Raw genomic sequence first — 20,739 nt, forward strand, 5'->3', positions numbered from 1 at the left:
TATAGAATTGATTGCCCCGCTTGATTACCGCCTAAATTATTGATTCTGTTTTATTAATTATAGGTTTCACTCTCATATGGAATGGAAAGTCTAACAAAAGTTCCCTGACCGGGACTGCTCTGAATATCAAAGGTAAAGCCCTCACCATACATAAGCTTACTGCGGTAAACGACGTTTTGAATGCCGATTCTTTCGCCCATAATTTCATCCGAAATCAGGTAATGCCGAAGCTCCGCCACCTTTTCATCCGCCATGCCAATCCCGTTGTCCATAATTTCAAAAACAAGCTTTCCATGGGCTTCCTCGATCGAAATATCAATTCTTCCGCCTTGCTTCATTGGTTCTATGCCGTGGATGCATGCATTTTCAACAAAGGGCAAAAAAATCATTTTGGGAAGCAAGCAGCGTTGCGCTTCCGGCGAAACATTAATAGTAAAATCCAGCTTGTCCTCAAAGCGGTATTTTTGAATATCCAGGAAGCAGCGAATGAACACCAGCTCCTCATTAACCGTAATTCGGTCCTTGCTCCAGGTTAACGAGCTGCGGAAAATTTTGGCCATGCTATGAATAATATGAGCCGTTTCCTCCTCCTGCTTCAGCAAGCTCCGCATACGGATGGTCTCCAGAGCATTAAAGAGGAAATGAGGGTTAACCTGGCTTTGCAGCGCATTTAGCTGAGCCTGGCGTCTTTCCAATTCCAGCGATTTCGTCTGGATATCAGCCAGATAAACATCCTGAATCAGCGACTTGATTTGCAGAGTCATTCGATTAAATTCCAGCGTCAGCTGTCCGATTTCATCACGCGAGTCGGAGTCCTGAATAATTTCGAAGCTTTGGCTTTTTACTTTTTTCATATGCTTTAATATTCTGACTATTCGTTTGTTTATGGATCGGGACATCAACAAGATGATCAGGGTTGGCACAGTCAGCATCAAACAGGCTGACCACACTATAAAATCGCGCGACTTCCATACCTGACTGGCGATTTCATCCTTATCGACCGTGCCGACAATGCGCCAGCCGCGCAAATAATTAATATCACTGAATTCGCTTTTAAACTGTATAAGACGGGAATCCGGAATGGAATCAAAAGCAATGACCTGGCGGTTATCCCAATCCGGCTCGCGGCTGATCGCATATTGGATATTTCCTTCCGGATCAATCAGATAAACATTGCCCGGAACGTTCAAATTGCCTAACATTTCATCCAGATCGTTGTTTCTGAAATCTATCTTCAACAGCTTTTCCTTGTTCATACGATCGGGAAAATAATCCAGGCGCAGCAGCAAGGAAAAAACCGGCTCTGCTCCGTCCTTTTCTTCAGTCCGAATAAACAGAGGCCGCGAGCGCATTTGCTCCGCGGTTACCCGGTACCATGGCTTTGCACGGATTTCATCCGACAAATAGCTAATAGAGCCGGAATGCAACAAGCTTTGATTATCAGCGTAAATGACGATGTTCTGGAAGGACACCGAGCCAGGATTGTAAGCATTCATAGACCGCCTAAGATAATTGTCATACGCTTCAACATAATCCTCAGGATGTACATATTCCTGCTCTAATATTTCATTGGTGCGGAAATCGGCATAAAAAAATGTAGATATCCCAACCGCATCATCAACCCAAATCCGGAAATCGTTGCCGATTTGCTCCACGGCTCGCGAAATATCCTTTATCCGTTGCTCTTTAACATTCGTCGCAATAATGTTATAGAAAATGACATTTATAAGTAAAATCGGAATAAATACGCACAGGAAATAAATAGCCAGCATTTTGTCGCGCAATTTCATATTGTTTAACAGATTCAAAGGCTCAGCCTCCCGCATTTTATTTCCAGCGATTGCGATATTCGGTAGGCGGCATGTTCTCCAGCTTCTCGAATTGGGTAACGAAGTAGTCAGGCTTGTTAAAGCCGACGCGGCTCGCGATTTCGTATACCCGCAAATCGCTTTGCCTCAACAGCCGCTTGGCCTCTTCGATTCGCAGCTGCAGCAAATATTCGTTAAAATAGACATCATACGTTTTTTTGAAAAGCTGGCCTAGATAAGCAGCATTCATATAAAATTGCGCAGATATGCTCTTAAGATTTATATTTTCGTGAAAATGCTCGTCCATATATTGCTTGACCTTGGAAATGACGCCTAAAGCCGAGGAACGAGTCAAGCCGCCGATCATCTCTGCGGCTTCGATCGAAAAAGCCTCCAGCATTGCCCGAAGCTGGTTTAAGGTAATGTTGTGATCATGCCAGCTGATAACAACCTCCATATGCCGAAGCTCCTTTTCATCGCCCTGCAGCTCGCGAATCAGGCGGCCTGTTTCCAGCACGCACTGAACGATAGCGGTTTTGATGGCTTCGGGAGAAAATCGCTCCCTTTGAAATTCGTCAATGATGGCGCCAATTGCCCCCCGAATCGCCTCTTTATCGTTTCTTTCCATCGCTTCAGTAAGCTTGCGCTGCGCCTCATGACTCAAATATTTGTAATAAAGCGAGGCCCCCGCAATATCGGCATGAAGCAATACCTGATCATCCGGTTTCAGAAATTTATAAGCAACCGTTTCCTTTGCGCTGCCGTAAGAGGCTTGAAGCTGCTCCAGCGAAGAGACAGAATGACCGGCATATATTCGGGGTTCTACTCCATCTCCGTTTTGAATTCTTCCCAATACCCCCTGAAGGAAGCGCCTCAAATCCTTCTGGTTCTCCTTGCCGTACAAATCTGGAACAACAAAGCCGTAGCTTTTGCGGTGCTCATAAATAACAGGGGCTCCAAATGCCGGGGCTTCAGCCCTTATGGCTTCGCGAATTTGTTCCTTTTGCACTTTTTTGGGCAGCATTTCCTCACGGCTCCAGGGCGGGGCAACGTTCATCTCTACCAGCGCATAGCTGTAGCTTGACGCGCCTGCAGCCAGCCACGGTCTAGCCCAGTCGCGCAGCCCCTCCTCCTTTAATTCCCCCCGAATGAGCGCCTCGATCTGTTTTTCTCCGCCCTCCAACCGGCTTGCTTCCTGCCGTTTCTTTTTGTCCGACAATTTAACCCGAAGCTTGGACAACGCCTGGATAATATCCTCCTCGTCAATCGGCTTCAGGACGTAATCCGTCACGCCAAACCGCATGGCCTGCTGGGCGTAACGAAAGTCGTTATACCCGCTAATAATGACGAACTCGGTATCCGGCGCAAGCTCCGACGCAGCCTGTATCAGCTCAATCCCGTCCATGCCGGGCATGCGAATGTCCGTAATAACGAGATCCGGCCGTTCTTTTCTAATGATATCCAAGGCGTCATCTCCGTTATCCGCCTCGTCGATGACGGCATAACCATTGCCGCTCCAGTCGATTAGCCCGCGAAGGCCCTTTCGCACAAACAGTTCATCATCCACGATTATAACGGTATACATTTCGATGACCCTCTTTCAATTAGAAATAAAAAAATCTATAGTTTTTAAAGCATTTTCTAAAATTAGTAAAGCATGTACGATGATATGATGTCACTATAGCAGATATCAGGGAGGTTGAAAAAAAATGACCGGCAACCAACAAGGAGCGTTCCACAACGGGATTTACCGCAATCGCTTTCAAAGCTTCGGCTACGGAGAAGCTGCCGTTTCACAAAAGCTGCAAAAGGCATGGTCTGACTTATTTTATGGTGATGATAACATTCGATTTTATTATTCCGCAAGCTCTGATATGGGGTATATTCTGGATACCGGCAACAATGACGTCCGAACGGAAGGCATGTCCTACGGGATGATGATGGCCGTGCAAATGGACAAGCAGGAAGAATTCGACAAGCTATGGACCTTTGCCAAAACCTATATGCAGCATACCGAAGGGCGCTACAAGCATTATTTTGCATGGCATTGCAGACCCGATGGCACGGTCATTTCCCAAGGGCCGGCTCCGGATGGAGAAGAATTTTTTGCGATGGCTCTTTTTTTCGCTTCGCACCGGTGGGGAGACCGCGCAGAGCCGTTTGATTATTCCCGCCAGGCCAAAATCATTTTGCGCGCCTGCCTTCACCAAGGCGAGGACGGGGAAGGCGATCCCATGTGGGACCCGGAAACCAAGCTGATTAAATTTATACCGGAATCTCCCTTTAGCGATCCCTCTTATCACCTGCCGCATTTTTACGAGCTTTTTGCCCTTTGGGCCGATGAAGAAGACCGACCGTTCTGGAAGGAGGCCGCTGCCGCAAGCCGGGCTTACCTGCAAACCGTCTGTCATCCCGTCACTGGCCTTTCGCCTGAATACGCCAACTACGACGGCACGCCGGCTCCTGTGCAGCCTCATGGCGATTACAGACATTTTTACAGCGATGCTTACCGGGTTGCAGCCAATATTGCGCTGGATTGGGAGTGGTTCCGGGCCGATCCGTGGCAGGTCAGACAAAGCAGCCGCATCCAGCATTTCTTCCGGGGAATCGACGTTTCGGATTACCGCCGTTACACAATTGACGGCAAAGCCTTTGATGAACCGTCTCTTCACCCCATCGGCTTGCTGGCCACCAACGCTATGGCCTCCATGGCGGCGGAGGGCGACAACGCCGAATTTTTTGTCCGTCTCTTTTGGAATACGCCGCTGCGGGATGGCGGCCGGCGCTACTACGACAACTGCCTTTATTTTTTCAGCCTGCTTGGGTTAAGCGGAAACTACCGCATTTATCATCCGGGCGCTCAGTCCCAGTGAACCAATAAAACGCTCCCGATTTGCCGGCATCGGCAATCGGGAGCGTTATTTCCTTGCTTTGAGCATGAGTTGCAATGATTATTCAAGCATCAGGAGCGGCTGAATTGCCAGCTTTCAAGCTTAAATAGCGAAGCCTCTTCCTTGCCTTTAAATACCAGATATAGATGATGCACGCCTGCTGCGCCTTTTACTTCCGTGCTTAACTCCTGCCAGCCTGCACCGTTTTCCGAGGAAGAAACAGCCAGTTGTCCGATTTTTTCCCCTTCCGGACTGTCCAGCCGCAGTTCAATAATTCCGCCCTCTTCCACTGCCGCCGTTATAGCAAAGGAAGCTGCGCCTTGCCCAAAATCAACGTTGGACAGGGCAAGCCAATCGCCATTGTGAATGTCCGTTACAACAACGGAAGGGCCCTTCGATTCCGAAGCCGCTTCAACCAGCTCGGTTGCAATTCCCGCGCTCCAGCCCACCGTCGCCGCATCGTTCAAGGCGTACGGATCAAACGTTCCAACCTGGGCTACACCTGCAAAATTAGCCTCGATTTCGCGAATATCGCCGTTCTCCTCGAATACAACCTCATTCAGATGAGTGGAGCGATAGCCTTGGGGATGTCCCATTGCTTTGGATAACGTTTGAGCATGATAAGCAATATAGTAGGAATCGTTAAAGCTGAAAATGGCATGGTGATTGTTGCCGCCAACTCCAAAGAAATGACCCGGATTTTTCAGAATGGTTCCCTTGTACGTCCATGGGCCCATCGGGCTTTCACTAACCATATAGGCAATTTCGCCAGGAGGAGGGCTATCCTCGGTGCGAGCCTCTTGAATAAAGTTGGTGCAATAAGTGTAGTAATATAAGCCGTTTACCTTGTTAATGCCGGAGTCCTCAAACATGAAAGGAGCCGGAATAACCTGGGCTTCGCCCACGACGCTTATCATGTCCTCGCCAAGCTCCATAACGCGGGCTGTATTCGGCATTGCCGCTTGCCCTTCAGGAAGGCCGCCGCCGAAGTAAATATACGCCTTGCCATCGTCATCCATCAGGACGGCAGGATCAAACAGCCAGGTTACATCCTTGACGCCAGGAGTCGCTTCCCTTGAAATTAGCGGCTTGCCGATAGGATCTCTAAACGGGCCGACCGGGCTGTCTCCAACCAATACGCCGATATGGCTGGCATTGTTGGCGAAATACAGGAAAAACTGATCCTTGCCGTCGATTACTTTATGGGCGGCTGCGGGAGCCCAGGATTGCGTTGCCCACTTGGCCGCGCCTTCGCGTCCCGCAACATTGATATAACCATGATCGGTCCAGTTGACCAGGTCGTCGGAGGATATAACCGAAAGCCTGTTGATGGAGCTGTAGGAATTATCCTTGACGTTGCCTGCAGCGTCATATTCAAACACATCGTAGGTATTGTACAGATATACCCGTCCGTCAAATACGAGAGTGTACGGATCAGCGCCAAACTTATGGGCGACTACCGGGTTTCCGTTAGGCGGCAGCTTGCCGACTGCGGCAGCAGGCGGATTGTAATCAACCGACGCGGTTGCTCCGCTCACATCGTATGCCTTATTTTCCTTGCCTTCAATTGTTGCTTCCAGCTTGTTCACTTTGATTTCTTCGCTCATTTTGCTTCTCAACCCCCGATTGCTTTTTAGAATCAGCGTCAACAACTCATTTCCAGAGGCTTCATTGGTAAAAGAAACGGCAGACCCGTCTCCATTACGCATGACAATCCGTATGCCTCCATCAGCCGGACTGAAGCTGACCTCATCTGCCGCCAGATTGTCCGGATTGGGCACTACCTCATCCGCCTCAAGCATATCCGGCAGCTGCACAAACGCCTCCAGGCTTGCCGCCTTCCAGCCCGCAGGCAATGGATCGGCCAGCAGACGCAGTTGCAGCGCGCTTCCCGCTTGTTTCTCCAGCTCTCCTGCGACCTCCAGATAAGCGGCCGGAGGAAGTACAGACGTCTCTCCACCACCAGGCGCCATTGATGCTCTGATAAGGATAAACGCCACAACCGACAGGGTCAGCGCCGCAGCGGCCACTAACAGAAGACCTTTTTTTCTGTTCAGCAAGCGAAACGGCCTCCTTGTCTCTTAAGTCCAAGTCCTCTACAAGCCTTTCCCGCCCTTCGGGATAAGACTAAAGGGCTTACACTAAAAAGTGTACGGTCTCGCCCGCCGGCGTACAACCTGCCGATTCACGTATCTCTACCTGTCAAAGTCTATATAAGCTGTCGCGGTATTCCTGGGGCGTCAGTCCGGTTGCTTTTTTAAAGAAACGAGTGAAGGAGTGAGCAGCGTCGTAGCCTACCAGCAGCGCGACCTCCCTTATTTTGAGATCGGCGCCCTTCAATAGCTCCTTGGATCGCCTGATTCTGCATTTGTCGATATATTCGGAAAGATTGATCCCGCGCTCCTGCTTGAATAAGCGTGAAAGATAGGAGGGATTGAAGTAGTGAACCTCGGCAAGATGAACAAGAGAGACGTCCTCCCCCAGATGATCCTCGATGTATTGGCAAATCCGGTCAATAACATGGCTCGTTTTGTCCCGGTCATCCATCCGTCTGAAACGGAAAAGCTCCACCGCCGTTTGCTCCAGGAAACGAAACGCTTCTTTTATGGATGCGTGCCCGTCCAGACGCAGCAGCCTCTCGCGTTCCCCGACCCGCGCCTGCGGCCCCATCCTTTTCATACCGGCTAACAATACGAGAGCAACGGAATAATAGGCCTGAGCGGCCAGCTCCACATTGCCGCTGCTGCTTAGAACAGCATCTTCCAGCTGCTTCAGCTCCCGCAGAAAATCGGCTTCGCGCCCGGCCTCCAGATGAGCCTCCATACTGCCCGATCTGACTGCCGCCGCAATTTCACCATTTTCGCTATAAGCCTCTGACGGCTCTGTACGATCCTTCAGAATCATGGAGATGCCGTCGCCGACTTTTAATTGCTGCAGCTGTTTCAGCCGGTCGTATTGAGGCGTTATGCTCTGCCACTGGCAGGCAAAGCCGCTGAAGGTAAACGCCACGGGAAGCCCGAGCGACGACATGCAGGCCTCCTGGATCAGCTCCAGCATGCCTTCCAGGTAAAGCGACAGGTTTTTGTCCGGCTCCTGCGCCAGCGGCTGCAGCAGCCACACCATGTCTCCGTGCAGATCCAGCATACCGACGCTTGAAATGCCGTCTCCCATAAACGAGTTCCAGATCAATTGAACCGCCTTAAAGGCATCTCTTTTTTCGCCATAGGCCTTCCCCGATATAGTGGAAAAACGGCCCAGCGTCAGCATGACGGGCAGGTCCGGGTTCAGCGGAATATCAAGCCGGCGCAGGTCATCGGCCAGTCGCTCGCCTGAGCCTTGTATCAGAGAGCTGTCGGCAATAAGCTGGCGCAATAATTCCCATTGCTCCAAAAAAACCAGCGTTTCGCTCTGCTCCTGCAGCTTTTGCAGCGTTTCCCCCATTTGTCCGTCTCTCTCGAATTCCTGGATAACCTCCAGAACTGTTGCCATAACCTTATCATATCCTTCGGTTTTCAGCAGATAACGCGCATTAGGGATCTGAATTGCCTGATAGGCGTAATCGAATTCGCTGTATCCCGTCAAAAAAACAACTCTGCATCTGGGCCATTGGCTTCGGATTTGCCCGCTCAGCTCCAGTCCGCTCATGCCGGGCATGCGGATATCGGTAAGCACGATGTCGATTCTCGTGCGCGACATCCAGCCCAGCGCTTCCTTCCCGGAATAGGCGCGGCAGACATCGAGCTTATCCGGCATCCAGTTATGGAACACTTCGTACAAACCGTCTGTAATGATTTCCTCGTCATCCACAACCAGCAATCTATACATGTAGGTTCTCCTCCGTCAATGTAATGACAATGACGACCTTTAGGCCGTTCAGACAGCTTCTGGACAAAAATAACCCGCTGCCTTTGCCGTATGTCAATACAATCCGTCTGTGTATGTTGATGAGCCCCGTCATTTCATGACTTTGATCCGTATCCTCCAGCCGTTTTTCCAGCTCCGCAATTTCATCGTCAGTGATGTCCGCGCCGTTATCCTCCACCGATATGCGAATTTCATCGGAGGTGGCTTCGAATGAAACCCGCAGCAATCCTTCTCCAGGCAGCTTTTCGAGACTATGCTCATAGGCATTTTCGATAATGGGCTGAATAATCAGCCGCGGCACTTTGACAAGCGCAAGCTCCTCCGGCAGCTCTTGGAATTCGACGGCAATGCGGCGAGAGAAGCGAAGCTTCTGGATTTCCGTATACATCCGGGAATGCCTGACTTCGTCGGACAGCTTGACATTGTCCTCGCCGTTGCGCGTAATAAAGCGGAAATATTCGCCAAGCATGTTGGTGAACAGCTCAATGCGCTCCTGATCCCCTGTTTTAGCCAATGAATTGAGAATAAAAAAGCTGTTGTACAAAAAATGCGGGTTAATTTGAGACTGCAGCTGCTTCAATTCCGCCTTCTGCATCATCAATTTTTGTTTGAAATCCTGATCGATGAGCGTTTGCAGACGTTTGAGCATATGATTAAACCGGTCGTACAAATAACCGAACTCGTCGCTGCGCTTATGCTGAATTTGCATGTCAAAGGTTCCGCCCTCCATCTTGCGAAAGCTTTGGACTAGAATAAGGAGCGGCTTATGAACAAATTTGTACGTTGAGACGACATAAATAAGGATGGCGAGCAGGGACATCAGCGCAAAAAGCCAGGCCCAGGTATAAAACTTGCCAAGCGGTCTTTTGACCACATCGGTTGGCAAATACGTAACGAGTGAAAGCTTCAGCTCGTTGGAGTAGGCCTGGTCGATCAAATAGCTGGCGCCGTTCACCTCCAGGGAGGACGTTTCGTTCATTCTCCCGCCTTCCATATAGCTCTGCATAATCTGCTTGTTGTCATCACTGTCCGCCAGCGTAAAGCCGGACAGCTCCGAAATCAGGAAGGAACCGCTCTCGGGATAAACGCCAAGCTGAATCAGCGACTCCTTCAGCATCTCCTCGTCGAGCTCGATCGTTACGGCAAACAGCGGCTCCTGTCCTTTTTTTGCGCCTTGCTTAAAAGCAGCCAGATGCAAGGAGTCGCCAATCCGAAAGGGCCGGCTGTTGGGACGGGCGCTAACCCGGACAATCTCCTCGTACCGGTCCGCTTCAAAGGGATTAATTCCCGTCATTGCCGTAATCGTTTTGTCAATCGAGCGTACATGCACATCCACGTCCTTGATAAAGGCGCTGCTGTTTTTAATAGATACTAGCCGGGGCAGCAAATCATTCAAGCTTGCTTTCCGGGTTACGCTGTTCATTTGATCCCACATAAGGGCCATTTTGTTTAAGTCGCCGTCCTGCAGCAGGTCGTATTGCTGAATTTCCATCCATTCAATTTCCCTGTTCAGATCATCCAGGTAGGCCGTAAGCTGCGCCTTCATATTCCTGGATATTTCATCGCTCGCATTTTGATAGCTCCAGTTGTAGAGATAGACGCCAAGAAAAATGATGGGCAAAATAATAAAAAAATAAGTTGTCAGCAGTCTGACAAAAATCGTATTTCGCAAAGCCTTTGCCGGAAGTTTAAACACCTCTATGCCCCCAATGCTGCTAGGTTACTAATGAGTTAAAAAATCACTTATTGGAGGTCTTGTCCTCTTTCCTCATACCACTGGTTAACTTCGGCCGTTATTTGCGCGCCTCCCAGTATCATCCACTCCTCCACGAACCGGTCAAACTCCTCCAGTGGATTCCCCAAAATAATATTAATAAAGGCATCATGGCTCAAATCGTTCAATATGATTTGTTTTTCTATCATAGCTTCAGTAGGCGCTCCAACAAATGCGTCAAAGAGCAGCTGTTTATTTTTTTCATAACCGTCCAGCACGCTCATCGCACCGTTTTTGCCATACGTTTTTTCCCAGCCCCAGCCAGATTCGCTATCTTCGCCCCCGGCTGCGTACAAATCCATTTTTTTCTGGATAAAACGGGCTTCGTCCTGCAGCAGCGCCTCATGTCCGCTTTCATAGGCCTCCTTGATTTGACGGTAAGCCTCGAGATTTTTTTTGGCGGGAAACGGCGTTACGGGGGAAAGGCCCCATACGGGCATGGAGTTATTGTAATAGACTTCATACTCCGCTGTTTTACCCCAGTTTTTCTCCAGATACAGGTTAAAAAGCTTAACAACGGCTTCGGGATGGGTATAATCCTTTCTTACGGCATAAAACTGGCTGGTATTAAATTTAAGCGGCACATAAACGGGCTGCTCCGTAGCGGATACAATAGGATAGGCCTGCCATTCCGAGTCCGGGTCATTCTCCCGGCTTATTTGCGCCAAAAAGGAGCCCCATTGCTCCCCGTACAGCATGCCGATTTTCCCCTCCGCAATTTGCTGCTTCACTTTTCCGCCGTTTTTAATTGCAAATTCGCTATCCAGCTGTCCTTCCCTGTACATAGCTTGCAGTGCCTTTAACGCTTCCTTGACCTCGGGCTGGATGCCGCCGTAGACGAGCCTTCCGCTCTCATCCTTAAGCCAGATGGCTGGATAAGCGCCGTATCCCGCCATAAACCCGGTTAATCCCATAACGGGATCGAACAGATATTGGGTGGCCGCCAGGCCATACGTATCCCTTAATCCATTGCCGTCGGGATCGCCTTCTGTAAACGCTTTCGATATTGCCAAAACATCGTCTATCGTTTTTGGAGGCGCAAGCTTCAGCTTCTCCAGCCAGTCGGTCCGAATCCACAAATAAAGCGCCTTTTCGATGGATGCCTCCGTTTCCGGAATGCCCATCAGCTTACCGTTAATGGTCCCGGATTCCAGCGCTCCTGCACCCTCCTGCGTCAAAATTTCCTTGGTAAACGGCGAAGCGTAGGTCTCATACGCGTCTGTCAATTCCTGAATCAAGCCGGCATTGCTAAGCTGTCTCAGCTGCTGGGCATTGACCTTAACCACATCAGGCAGTCTTCCCGCAGCAAGCATGATTTCCTGTTTCTTGTAATATTGCTCGCTTCTCGCTGTCCATTCATAGGCAATCTCGATGCCCAGCACATCGCGGTATAAGCGGCTCCATCGGTTGTCCTCCAGCGTTTCGCCGGGCAAATCATCAATCAAGTCCTTCAGGCCGTCTCCAACCTCTCTTGCCATGCTGAGACGGATCGGCGGATTGTACCTGCTTAAATAGGCGTCATCATAAACAGCTTCAGGATTGCCCTCGGCTTCCTGTACGCCCTCAGGACTTGCACTGCGGCTGCACGATACAAGTATACTGCTCATGACAAAGGCGGATAACAGCAATTTGACCATTCGCTTTCCGCTAATCTGCAACTGACAATCCCCTCCCATGACCATTAATTGTCTTATTATAACGAAAATCACACTAGACTCAATCCACAATTTTTTACTTATCGTCCGTTTGTTGACCAATTTCGTTTATGATATCCTCTTGATTCCAATTAACGGAAAAAGCCGCCCCGCTGCAGACTAATCTGCCAAAGCGGGACGGCACGGTATATGCAGCGGCGACTGCCTATAGATAGCTGAACGGCTCCTTGGCGTCGACAAAGTAAACGGGGGAGCCGCCTGCCAGCGGTTTCAGCCACTCTGCCATATCCTTCATGCCCCACTCTTCGGTGCGCTCATGACCCACGATGATCATCGCTTTGTTCATTCCCAGCATGGCTGCGTCATTGACGTAGGCGCATAATGTCCACTCTGTAATTTCACCGCAAATCATAACATCCAGGTCGCGGTCCCGCATGAGCTCCATCGGCATATGCTCCTTGCCAAGTCCCAGGCTTCCGCCTCCGACCAAAATTCCGATTCGGGAACAGCCCATATCGGGCCGCCCTACAATCCGAATGTGATCCATCCCAAGGCGTTCCTTGAGGAAGGCGGTCAGCTCCTGCACCGTCGTTTCCTCAATGCCGTATCCCCATGGCGAAAGAGGGTCCAGCTGCTTCCCTTCCCAGCCCAGCCGCCGAATCAAGCCGTCGTAAATACGATCGGTTTTTGCCATATGCATATGATCATGGAAACGCCATATCGCTATTTCATGTTGTTCGATTAATTGCTTTTTCGCTAAATATACGGGGTCGTCCTGCAGCCAATCCAGATGGTCGGCTCCCGTAAAATAGGTTGGCTCGTGCGTTATGATCAGATTAGCGCCAAGCTCTATCGCCCTTTGGATGACGCCAACCGTTGCCATAAACGTCGTTACGATGCCGCTTACCTCCATATCGGGATGACCGCTTGCCAATACGTCACACGTTTTCTCCAGCCTTTTGTCCCCGCAGCTGTCCCGCAAAACATTGTCGATAATGTCCTGAACCTTCATAAGCGACACATCTCCCTTTTTTAGGTGCTTTATAATACATTCGCTTCACCGCTGTTTAACCCTCCACAGCCCGGATAACAACGCTTTAGGACTTTGTGGAATCTACAAGATGCCAAGTAAGGCCATAGCCACCTGAACCGCTCCAGCAAACGAACAAAAAAGTGCAGACCACGGGGTGTTGCCCCCTTGATCTGCACTTTTGACAGTCTTAATCGATTAGCTGGCCGTCACATGTATATTGTCGATATTGGGGCCTTCCGTCCCCGTTGTTACTAGTCGAAGCGTATTATTCCCCGTATTCATAGGAACCTGAATCGTTTTTTCACCCCAGGTCGCCCAGCCTCCGGTAGCGGAAAAAGGAGTATTGCTGATCACCTTGACGCCGTTTACGTAGACGTCCAGATTTCGCGTGCCGGTTTCCAGCGCGTAGCGGATTTTGACATTTTTAGTGCCGGTGGTGGCGCAATAAATACTGTTCCATTGAATCGCGGCGTCGCTTGCCGCCTGAAAATCGACAAAGCCCGTGCCGCTATATCCGCTATGCGTCGTCGCCACCGTAGCATTGGTTAACGTTGTTCCGGTCTCTGCCTCATAGGTCGTGCCGCTAGTATTGCCGCCTCCGCTCAAATCAGCTACAAAGGTAGTGACGCTTCTTGGAGGAAGCTGTGCGGTAAACGCTCCGTTTGATATCGAAAGGGCAGGTCCAGCGGACAGATTACGGGTTGCATCGGTAATCCATGAAGCTGCCGTCGAGGCATTGCCGTTTTGCAGCACAAATCTTTGGCTGACAGTCGAAGCGCTGCGGTTCACCGCTACGATAACGGCTTTGTTGTCTCCCTTATAGGCAGAGGTAAATACATTGTTTTCCGGGTTTTTCGTTGCATCCACCCGCACATAGCCGGGACGCACAAACTTGGAATAGTGGGCCATGGAATAGCCGCGTTTGCTGATAGTGCCATCTTCCTTCATAGGACCGTAGGATCTGCGGATGTACCACCACAGATAAGCCTGAAATTCCGCATCGACGAGATTGTGATGGATGTGATAGGCAACATCCAGCGCCTCGGGCCAAAGATCGGCGGAGCTGCTGCTGTTGGGATAATAAACCTCGGTCATCCATAGCTCCTTGCCTGCTCCCTTTTGCTTGAACAGAGGATAAGGGAAGCTGCTGAACTGCGTTCCGTAGGTGTGGGCTCCCAAAATATCCATATTGGCCAGCGCCTGAGGATCATTCAGGATGGGGTCAGACATATTTTTGAGATAGGAAAACGATTCCGGGGCCATGACCCGCGTACCTTGAATAGAGCCTGCATTCTCCTTCATGAAACGAAGCATTTCCTGCGGCGTCCACCAGGTCCAGTCATGCGCGTAATCCGGCTCATTCTGCACCGAAATCGCATATAAATCGACGCCGTTGTTTTTCATATACGAAACAAAATTATTCAGGTGCTGAGCATACGCAGCGTATTTATCATAACGCAGCCGCTTTGCATTGGTGTCGCCGTTGCGATTAAACGTTTCGATCATGTCGCTTGGAGGATTCCATGGAGAAGCAAACACGATTGCTCCAAGCTGAATCGCCCTTTGCGCGGTTGCTACCTCTCTCTGCCAGTTGCTGGGATTAGGATCTACAAAAATCCTCAAGATGGAGAAGCCAAGCTGATTTTGTCCGTTGCCAAAGGCCGTGTCCCGTTGCGAAGACGTTAAATCGCCAATCCAGATAGGATGGTTCATTCCACCAAAGCCGCGGATAAGCTGCTTTTCCGATGCCAGATTAACGACAACATCACTTGCTGCCGAAATTTTGGCAGGCGCGGGCACAATAATGAGCGACAATGCCAGCATCGACGCCAATAACACACAAATCGACCTTCTGAACCGTGAAATCATTTCTTCATCTCCTCCTAAAATGGGTTTATGGTAACCTCCTTACGGCTATCGCAAAGCCGCCCAATCACCGCCTTTCAAATGAGGCAATAAATAAGGCAATAAATGTATGCGCTTTCAATATACTTTATACCGTCATCAAGTGTTACCGGACAAACTATAGCTTTTTCTCAAAAAAACATACTTTTTTCCCTGAATTGCTTCACCTGCATGGACCAAACAAAAAGGTCCGGCTCTGGCGCCAGCCGCACGTAACTGCGCGCTGAACGCCAAAGGGGACCTTATGTCGGAGGTTATACTAAGCCATTTAACCCTTAACGCCGCCAAGCGTCATGCCTTGAACAAAATAGCGCTGCACAAAAGGATACACCATAAGAATCGGGACGCTGGCAATGATGGTCATCGTCGCCCGAATTGAAGTTGGCGTTACGGACGTTCCGCTCCCTCCCTGGGATTGATAAATATCTCCCGCCGATGCCGTCGCTGCCGTTGTTGAGGTTTGCAGGATTTTCATCAATTCGTATTGCAGCGTGCTTAGCTTGATATTAGAGGAATTATACAGGAAAACATCAAACCATGAATTCCATTGCCCGACGGCTACAAATAAGGACACAGTTGCCATAGCCGGGATCGTAAGCGGCAATACGACGCGGACAAAGGTTGTAAACTCCCCTGCCCCGTCAATACGCGCAGATTCCAATATGCCGTCCGGCAGCCCTTCGATAAAGGATCGAATAACGATCATATTAAAAACCCCGATGATGCCCGGAAAAATATAGACCCAGAAGGAATTGATCAGCCCCAGATCCCTGATCAGCAGGTACGTGGGAATCAGCCCTCCGCTAAAATACATCGTAAACACAAAAAACATCGTCACAGCCTTGCGGAGCACAAATTCCTGCCGGCTGATCGTAAAGGCAAGCATCGCCGTACAAAATACGGAGACAATAGTGCCCAATACGGTGCGAAGGAACGAGATTAATGTCGCATGGTAAATATCGGATTCGCCGAAAATATAGCTGTAATTATCCAGTGTCCACAGCCGCGGCCACAAATAAATACCGCCCCTGACCGCATCATTGGCGTCATTGAAGGAAACCGCGATCATATTGACAAAAGGATAAATCGTTACGATCATCAAACCAATCATAAAGACGATATTGCCGTAATCGAACAGCCGATCGCCGAGGCTTCTTCGCCGCAGACGCGATTTTTTCAATGCAAGCATGAAGAAAACCTCCCTTTAGAAAAGTCTGCTTTCTCCCATTCTCTTCGCCATATAGTTAGCAGAGAAAAGGAAGAAGAAGCTGACGACCGTTTTGAAAATGCCTGCCGCCGTACCCAGCGAAAAGTTGCCCATCCCTATGCCGTATTTCAGCACAAAGATGTCCAGATTTTCTGAATAGTCCTGATTCATCCCGTTGCCAAGCAAATATTGCGCTTCAAACCCGGACTCCAGAATATGACCCATATTCATGATCAGTAAAATAATAATAACCGGCTTTAGTCCGGGCAACGTTATGCTTAACATGCGCTGGAGGCGGTTGGCGCCGTCGATTTCCGCCGCTTCGTATTGGGAAGGATCAATAGCTGTAATGGCGGCCAAATAAATAATGGTATTCCAGCCAACCTCCTTCCACACCTCCGTCGCTCCCAATATCCCCCAAAAATAATGACCTTTGCTCATCCACAATACAGGATTGTCCAAAATGCCCAGCTTGGTCAGCAGCAAATTGACAATGCCGTCCGGCGATAAAACCGTGAGCACGATGCTGGAGGCAACAACCCAGGATATAAAATGCGGCAAATAACTGACCGTTTGCACAAAACGTTTGAAAACAATATTTTTCAGCTCGTTAAGCAGCAGGGCCAGCGTAATCGCAGTAACAAAACCAAGTACCAGCTTGATCGAGCTCATAACTATCGTATTGCGGAGTACGCGGTAAAAGGAATTGTCGGAAAACAGGAACTGGAAATGTTGCCATCCGACCCATTCCTGCTCCGCAAAGGTTCTGGACGCCTTAAACTTCTGAAAAGCCATCGTCCAGCCCCACAGAGGCATATATTTGAATACAAACGCCCACAGCACAAATGGAATACACATAAACGCCAACGTTTTTTGCTGAAGCAGCCGTTTGAAAAATAGCGCGGTTTTATGAATATTGGGCTGATTCAGACCCGTGGCCAATGGTTCGGATTTTATCGGTTTCTCCACCTGATGTCGCCCCTTCCGCGTTAACCTACCATTTGCCCGCTACCCGATCCTGCACGGCTTTGGTTATCGTGGCTTCATAGGTTTCTTTGTCCAGCTTGTTCAGCTCGGAAATGTAAGCTTCCCATGCCGGCTCAAATTTGGATGGCGACTCCAGAATTAGCGTAGGCAAATGCTTTCTCTGCAAATCGTCCGATTTGGTCGCAAAAATCTGCTCGGGCGAGCCTTGCTCCAGCGCAATGGACCAGGACGGGAACCAAGGGCGCGGGTCAGGCTTGTTGAACAGCTCACTGAACGTTTTGACGCCGTAGGCTTCAAGAATAGCTTTATCGCCTTCGGTATAGGAATACGAGGCCACCTCGGATTGATTGCCCGGACTAAAAGCATTGCCGTCGGATAGCGTCGACTCTCCGCCATATTTTGGCCAATCCGTCACGAAGTAGGTAAAACCAAAGGTGCGGCTAAGCTCCAGATCGTCATGATATTTGCGCTGCTCGTCGTTTGCGAAATAGAAACGGCCGTTTTCGTCTACGCTGTACGTTTGGTCCTTGATGCCCCATTGAACCAAAATCTGATTTTCTTCCTTCAGCAGATTATCAAAATATTTGATGATGCGGACCGGGTCCTCGGCTTTGGTTGTAATGCCAATACCATAGTTCGCAACAAAACCTGGAGGATCGATGTATTGATCCTTTATGTCCTTGTCAAACACAATCGGCAGCGGCGCGTAACGCTTCTCGTCGATACCCGCCGAAAGCAGGTTTTTGGTGGCGTCGCCAACTTGCCAAGCGTAGTTAAAGTAACCCAATACCCGCCCGGAGGTCAGCTTGGCCAAATATTGGTCCTTGTTCATCGTAAAGGACTCCGGGTCGAACAAGCCCTCCGCGTTGATTTCGTTCAGCTTTCCGATCCAGCGCTTCTGATATTCTGTTCCCGCCACGATTTTGGCTTCATGGGTTTCCATATCGACGATGACGCTGCCGTCATTTGGATAGCCGGCAAGATGCATCGCGGGGTTCTGCAGGGTGAAGAAGTTGTTGGCGACACCGGCCAGCGAAACAAAACCGATTGTATCCATGCCGTCAACTTTCGGATATTTCTCCTTGTATTTCTTGATGAAATCGAAATATTCATCCAATGTTTTGATCTCGGGGTAGTTAAATTCCTTTAATACTGAGCGTTGAATCCAGAAAGCTCCGCCGCCAATATTGGGGCCGCCGATATATTCGCCTTGATTGGCGGTATAAGGAAGCGTATAGATTTTCCCGTCCGTATGCCTCATTTTATCGAAATAGGGTCCGTACACCCGTTTAATGTTGGGCGCATGCTCCTCGATCAGATCATCCAGCGGAATGTAGGCTTCCGCATCCATCAGCTTGGACATTTCGCCGCTGGAGCTGATGACATCGGGATATTCTCCGCTGGCGATCATGACGCCGGCTTTTGTTGTGCTGTCTCCAACGACGTATTCCAGCTTCCAATCAACGCCGGTTTGCTTCTGCAGCTCCTTGCCGATCACCGTTTCACTGGCCAACACATCCTTTTTTCCAGGCGCAAAGTGATAATACGTAAAGGTGACCGGTTCATTGGATTCCGTCTCTCCTCCGGTTTGCGCAGAAATGCTGTCTTCCCCGGAGCCGTTGCCAGGACTGCTCGACGGCGTTCCTTCCGCTGCCTTACCGCACGCCCCTAAAGCCATCGCCGCCACAACGACCAGCGCCATCATCCAAGTCTTGCTTTTTGCCATACCACCTGTTTCCCCCTTTAATCCCCATCGTTTTGTAAGCACTTTCAATATAACAAGAAAACGTTGTGGCGATTACCCATAAATCTATACCTCCTGCTTTGTAAAGCATATCCTCTTTCTGAAAGCCTGTTATTGCCCGCTTGCTTTCAAAGGCAATAAAATCTGTATTTCCGTGCCTTCTCCCTCCGCGGATCGCACGGTCAAGGAATACCGCTCCCCATAAATGAGCTTCAGGCGGTTATACGTGTTTTTCATGCCGACCCGCTCCCCGATTTCTTCATGCTCCTCCAGATAACCCAGCAGCTCGTCCAGCTTCCCGGCAGCCATGCCGATTCCGTTGTCCGCCAGCTTGAACCGAAGCTGATCCCTGTACAGATCGACAGCAACGCTAATCATTCCTTTTTCGGGACTGGATTCAATGCCGTGTATGCTGGCATTTTCAACAAACGGCAAAATGACCATCTTCGGTATTCGGTACTGGAGTATGGCAGGATCAGCCACAATGCTGTATTCCAGCATTTCCCCAAATCGGTATTGCTGAATGTCGAGGAAGCTTCCGATCAGCTCCAGCTCCTCCTGTACGGTCACCTCATTGGCGCTCCAGGAGATCGATTTGCGAAGCATTTTGGCCATATGCTGAACGATTTTGGCCGTTTCCCGTTCGCCCTTGATTATGCTCCTCATTCGGATGGACTCCAGCACATTAAACAGAAAATGAGGGTTGATCTGGCTGTACAGGGCGTGAAGCTGCGCCTTTTGCTGCTTGAGCTCCAGATCCTTTCGCTGAATGTCCGCGATGTACACCTCGTTTATCAAATTGTTGATTGTTTCCGTCATCCGGTTAAACTCAATGGTCAGCTGCCCGATTTCATCTCTGGCTTCTTCCGGGGGAATGCTCTGGAATTGCTGGCTTTTCACCTTTTTCATATGCTTCAGAATGCGTACAAGCCTGACATGCAGCGACCTTGACATGGCGGCAATGATCAAGGTGGGCAGCACAAAGTTGATGCAGGCCAGCCAAATGACGAAGGAGCGTGATTTGGACACCTCTTGCATATAAAACTTTTCGTCCAAAATGCCATGCAGGCTCCAGCCATTCAAATAATTGATGCCTTCATAAGCAGACTGGAACCGATGGTCCGCCTTATCCAGCTCCATGTCCTGCACAAAGCCGGCTTGCGGTTGCGGATTTTCTCCATCCTCACTGCGCTTGGCAAAAACAATTCTCCCTTCCGGGTCGGCCAGGTACACGTTACCGGCAAAGCTGCTTCCATCAAACGTCTGGGCGATCAGCTTCATATTGAGGTCGATTTTGACAAGCTGCTGAAAGCCGCCGGTATGGTAGTTGTTTAGCCTTTGTATCAAGCTGAATCTGGAATCCCAATAGATAAGCGCGGGAAAGGCATTTCGGACAGACTGGCCTTGCGACTGGACATACCAGTCCAGTTGCTTGGTCGCATCCGTTAACGGTTCGATGTAGCCCGACCTCAGAATGGTAGGATTATCGCTATACACCTGGTAGCCGCGAACCCCGTGGATGGATTCCTGATCGGACAATGCACCCTTCAGATAAGAATTGTAGGTTTGAATATAATCAATTTGACTGGGAAAAAGCTGAGAAATCGTTTTGTTAAAAAGGGGATCGGCATAGAGGGAATAAGCAAGTCCTACCCCCTGGTCGATGATACCGCGCAGCTCGGTTTTCAGATGATTCAGCGCCATGACGGCGTCCGCGTTTTTTTGATTGCGGATATTGGTAGCGGTGACATGATAGAAAATGAGATTGGTGGCGACAATGGGAATAAAAACGGACAAGACGTACATGAGCAGCAGCTTGTCACGCAGCTTCATAAAGTTTAGCTTAAAGGGGGTTATCCATTTCATAGGCC

At 49.7% G+C, this 20,739-nt stretch carries 13 protein-coding genes; 1 reads left to right on the top strand and 12 read right to left on the bottom strand.

Features of this window, described 5'->3' with window-relative positions; all coding sequences use genetic code 11:
- Positions 1-53: 53 nt before the first annotated feature.
- Both A7K91_RS10415 and A7K91_RS10420 read right to left on the bottom strand, forming a co-directional pair.
- The gene (locus A7K91_RS10415; RefSeq protein WP_342671734.1) at positions 54-1,808 is read right to left on the bottom strand and encodes a sensor histidine kinase; all 1,755 of its coding nucleotides are present in this window, start codon (positions 1,806-1,808) and stop codon (positions 54-56) included.
- 19 nt (positions 1,809-1,827) lie between these two features.
- The gene (locus tag A7K91_RS10420; RefSeq protein ID WP_082967363.1) at positions 1,828-3,393 is read right to left on the bottom strand and encodes a response regulator transcription factor; all 1,566 of its coding nucleotides are present in this window, start codon (positions 3,391-3,393) and stop codon (positions 1,828-1,830) included.
- A gap of 124 nt (positions 3,394-3,517) precedes the next feature.
- On the opposite strand from A7K91_RS10420, the gene A7K91_RS10425 reads away from it, so the two are divergent.
- Positions 3,518-4,681, top strand: a complete 1,164-nt coding sequence (locus tag A7K91_RS10425) for a family 8 glycosyl hydrolase (RefSeq protein ID WP_068682368.1) — start codon at positions 3,518-3,520, stop codon at positions 4,679-4,681.
- 89 nt (positions 4,682-4,770) lie between these two features.
- On the opposite strand, the gene A7K91_RS10430 is transcribed toward A7K91_RS10425, so the two are convergent.
- From A7K91_RS10430 to A7K91_RS10475, 10 genes are all read right to left on the bottom strand, one after another.
- Positions 4,771-6,759, bottom strand: a complete 1,989-nt coding sequence (locus A7K91_RS10430) for a glycoside hydrolase family 43 protein (RefSeq protein WP_245697397.1) — start codon at positions 6,757-6,759, stop codon at positions 4,771-4,773.
- 142 nt (positions 6,760-6,901) lie between these two features.
- The gene (locus tag A7K91_RS10435) at positions 6,902-8,524 is read right to left on the bottom strand and encodes a response regulator transcription factor (RefSeq protein ID WP_068682370.1); all 1,623 of its coding nucleotides are present in this window, start codon (positions 8,522-8,524) and stop codon (positions 6,902-6,904) included.
- Positions 8,517-10,259, bottom strand: coding sequence for a sensor histidine kinase (locus A7K91_RS10440; protein WP_068682372.1), 1,743 nt, complete (start codon positions 10,257-10,259; stop codon positions 8,517-8,519). The genes A7K91_RS10435 and A7K91_RS10440 overlap by 8 nt, the downstream gene beginning before the upstream one ends.
- Positions 10,260-10,306: 47 nt before the next feature.
- Positions 10,307-11,974 carry an extracellular solute-binding protein gene (locus A7K91_RS10445; protein ID WP_068682455.1) on the bottom strand — a complete coding sequence of 556 codons (1,668 nt, stop codon included), beginning with the start codon at positions 11,972-11,974 and terminating at the stop codon, positions 10,307-10,309.
- A gap of 223 nt (positions 11,975-12,197) precedes the next feature.
- The gene (locus tag A7K91_RS10450) at positions 12,198-13,004 is read right to left on the bottom strand and encodes a Nif3-like dinuclear metal center hexameric protein (protein ID WP_068682374.1); all 807 of its coding nucleotides are present in this window, start codon (positions 13,002-13,004) and stop codon (positions 12,198-12,200) included.
- Positions 13,005-13,220: 216 nt separating this feature from the next.
- The gene (gene xynC, locus A7K91_RS10455) at positions 13,221-14,894 is read right to left on the bottom strand and encodes a glucuronoarabinoxylan endo-1,4-beta-xylanase XynC (RefSeq protein WP_068682376.1); all 1,674 of its coding nucleotides are present in this window, start codon (positions 14,892-14,894) and stop codon (positions 13,221-13,223) included.
- Positions 14,895-15,198: 304 nt separating this feature from the next.
- A complete protein-coding gene (locus A7K91_RS10460; RefSeq protein WP_068682378.1) occupies positions 15,199-16,119 on the bottom strand; it encodes a carbohydrate ABC transporter permease in 921 nt (306 codons plus the stop codon).
- A 15-nt stretch (positions 16,120-16,134) separates the two neighbouring features.
- Complete coding sequence (locus tag A7K91_RS10465; RefSeq protein ID WP_245697410.1) at positions 16,135-17,079, bottom strand: ABC transporter permease; 945 nt, start codon at positions 17,077-17,079, stop codon at positions 16,135-16,137.
- Between the two features lie 52 nt (positions 17,080-17,131).
- Complete coding sequence (locus tag A7K91_RS10470) at positions 17,132-18,850, bottom strand: ABC transporter substrate-binding protein (RefSeq protein WP_068682380.1); 1,719 nt, start codon at positions 18,848-18,850, stop codon at positions 17,132-17,134.
- Positions 18,851-18,979: 129 nt separating this feature from the next.
- Positions 18,980-20,734, bottom strand: a complete 1,755-nt coding sequence (locus A7K91_RS10475) for a sensor histidine kinase (RefSeq protein WP_068682382.1) — start codon at positions 20,732-20,734, stop codon at positions 18,980-18,982.
- Positions 20,735-20,739: the final 5 nt, after the last annotated feature.

This window comes from Paenibacillus oryzae (assembly GCF_001675045.1).
GTDB lineage: Bacteria > Bacillota > Bacilli > Paenibacillales > Paenibacillaceae > Pristimantibacillus > Pristimantibacillus oryzae.